This window comes from Sinorhizobium sp. 7-81 (assembly GCF_030124405.1).
GTDB classification, from domain to species: Bacteria; Pseudomonadota; Alphaproteobacteria; order Rhizobiales; family Rhizobiaceae; genus Sinorhizobium; species Sinorhizobium psoraleae.
In genome coordinates this window covers 1-2,749 of the sequence record NZ_JASKLT010000051.1, presented here as the reverse complement: position 1 = coordinate 2,749, position 2,749 = coordinate 1, and the positions used below count along the sequence as shown (strand labels likewise).

The following is a 2,749-nucleotide window of genomic DNA, read 5'->3' as shown; positions in this document are numbered from 1 at the left end:
CCGGCCGAAAAACTCGAGATGCTCGACGCTTTGGCGCCGCTCGGCATCAAGCCAGGCAAATTTTGCCCGCCGGATAAACTAATCGCGATGCTTGCCACACGATAGTGCATTGTTGGACTAACCCGCTCCGCTACGCCGGAGCGGGAAGGAGGTCAGGTATTCAGTAGGAGCCCCAACTGCGAGAGGATGAGACGGCTGTTCAGCAGCCTATTCCATCAGACAGAGGAGCTCGTCGTGACCCCACTTCGCCAGCGCATGAGCGAGGACATGCAGAGGTGCGCAATTTTTCGCTCAATACCCAGCTCTCATATCTGCGGCAGGTCTCGCTGTTTGCACGATACTTCGGCAAAGCGCCGGACTTGCTCGGCCGCGAGGATATTCGAACCTATCAGGTCTATCTGGCCAACGAGAAGAAGCTGGCGCCTAACTCAATCCATATCGCCATTTCGGCGCTGCGCTTTTTCTTCAGCGTCACGCTCGAGAGGGACTGGCTGCCTGCAGAGGTCTTGCCGCTTCCCAAGAAGCCGCAGAAGCTGCCGGTCATCCTCAGTCCGGATGAAGTACAGCACTTTCTCGGCTGCGTGGCCGATCTCAAACACCATGCCATCCTGACGACGTGCAATGCCGCCGGCCTGCGCATCTCGGAAGCGGTGCAGCTGAAGCCCACGGATATCGACAGCCGGAGAATGGTCGTCCGTGTCGAGCAGGGCAAAGGCCAGAAGGACCGCTATGTGATGCTGTCGCCCAAGCTCCTGGAGATCCTGCGCAACTATTGGAGGATGCGGCGGCCAGAGGCGTGGCTCTTCCCTGGCGATCGCACCGGCCATCCGATCAGCCGGGATGCAGTTGGGCAAGCCTGCGCAAAAGCGCACGATCTTTCCGGCTTGTCCAAACCGGTGACACCGCACAGCTTGAGGCACGCCTTCGCCGTTCATCTCCTCGAGGCCGGCGCCGACGTGCGCACCATCCAGTTGCTGCTCGGTCACCGCAGCCTCGCAACCACCGCCCATTACCTGCGCATCGCCACCAACAAGGTCTGCGCCACCTCGAGCCCTTTCGAGCTGCTGCCACATCCAGCGCCCACCCCGCCGCCTACCAAGCCTGAGTATTTCTGAGCTCCCGATGGTCCGTTCGGGGCCGGAAGTGGCGGACATCTTCCGTCGCTACGGTGAGGCCTATCGTGCCCAGCACACATCGCTGTCGACCGCTCAGCGCCGTGTCATGACGGCGATCGAATTGTGCCGCACCGCCGCGCTCGGTGGGCACGTCGAAGCGTGCGATCAATGCGGCCACCGACGCATCGCCTTCAACAGCTGCCGCGACAGGCATTGTCCCCGCTGCCAATCGCTGGCCCGGGCGCAATGGCTGGAGGATCGTCGCGCCGAGCTGCTCGACACCCAGTACTTTCACGTCGTCTTCACGCTGCCGGAGGCCATTGCCGCCATCGCCTACCAGAACAAGGCGCTCGTCTACGGACTGCTGTTCCGCGCCACCGCCGAGACGCTGCGCACCATCGCCGCCGATCCCAAACATCTCGGCGCCGAGATCGGCTTCTTCGCCGTTCTGCACACCTGGGGGCAAAATCTGCTGCACCATCCCCATCTGCACTGCGTCGTCCCGGGGGCGGGTTTTCGCCGGACGGCACGCGATGGATCGCCTGCAAGCCGGGCTTCCTGCCGGTCCGCGTGCTCTCACGCCTATTCCGCCGCTTGTTCCTGCAGCTCCTGGAGAAGGCCTTCGACGCGGGCAAGCTGCAGTTCTTCTCCGACTTGCAGGCCTTGAGCGACCGCAACGCTTTCCGGCGCTATCTGGCGCCGCTGCGAAAGACCGACTGGGTGGTCTACGCCAAGCCGCCCTTCGCCGGACCCGAACAGGTGCTCGATTACGTCGGCCGCTACACGCATCGTGTCGCCATATCCAACAACCGCCTCGTCAACATCGAGGATGGCGTGGTGCGCTTCCGCTGGAAGGATTATCGGCACGGCGATCGGCAAAAGGTCATGACCGTCTCCGCCGACGAATTCATCCGCCGCTTTCTGCTGCACGTCCTGCCCGAGGGCTTCCATCGGATCCGCTATTACGGTTTCCTCGGCAATCGCTACCGTCAACAAAAGCTTGCCCATTGCCGCGACCTGCTCGGCATGCCGGTACCCGCGCCATCACCGAGCCAGGCTCCGAAGGACTACCGCGACCGCTACGAGGAACTTACCGGCTGTTCCCTCAGGCAATGCCCGGCCTGTCGTCAAGGCCAGATGATCACCATCGAGACCTTCGACGGCGTCAGCGGACCGCCGCGATGCTGGGACACGTCATGAAAGAAGCGCGCCGCCTTCATCGTCACCATCGCACCGTTCCACCGGAAACCGGTCGGTCCCGAGTAGGTGCGTGCCGTCACGCCCGCCCGCCCCACCCGGCAGGCGACAGCGGTCGTCGTTACCCTTTTCGACTCTGGAATCGGCGTTGCTTTCGCCCACCGCGTTCCCGCAACCGCTGCGTCAACACCGCCCCATGATGCCCCTTCCCGGGAGGGGGCAGATTCAATCCCCATAGAACCCTGGTCGCGCCCGCGGCTCAGTCCAACACGTTTTTAGCGCACCGTCGCTGTCAAGCTCGATGCGCTCCTCAACGTCGATACCCGCGACGCCACGCTAAAAACGCTCTGCATTATGCGGAGTCGATGGATGTTGAAAAGCCCGACAATGCGCCATCAGCGTCTCCGGCTCCGCATAATCATGGTCGCCGCATAGTT

2 pseudogenes are annotated in these 2,749 nt (G+C 62.6%); both read left to right on the top strand.

Annotated elements, in window-relative coordinates:
* The first annotated feature begins 234 nt into the window (after positions 1-234).
* A pseudogene (locus QN224_RS33370) lies at positions 235-1,115 on the top strand (tyrosine-type recombinase/integrase).
* A gap of 7 nt (positions 1,116-1,122) precedes the next feature.
* Positions 1,123-2,315 (top strand): annotated as a pseudogene (locus QN224_RS33365) (IS91 family transposase).
* The last annotated feature ends 434 nt before the right edge of the window (positions 2,316-2,749 follow it).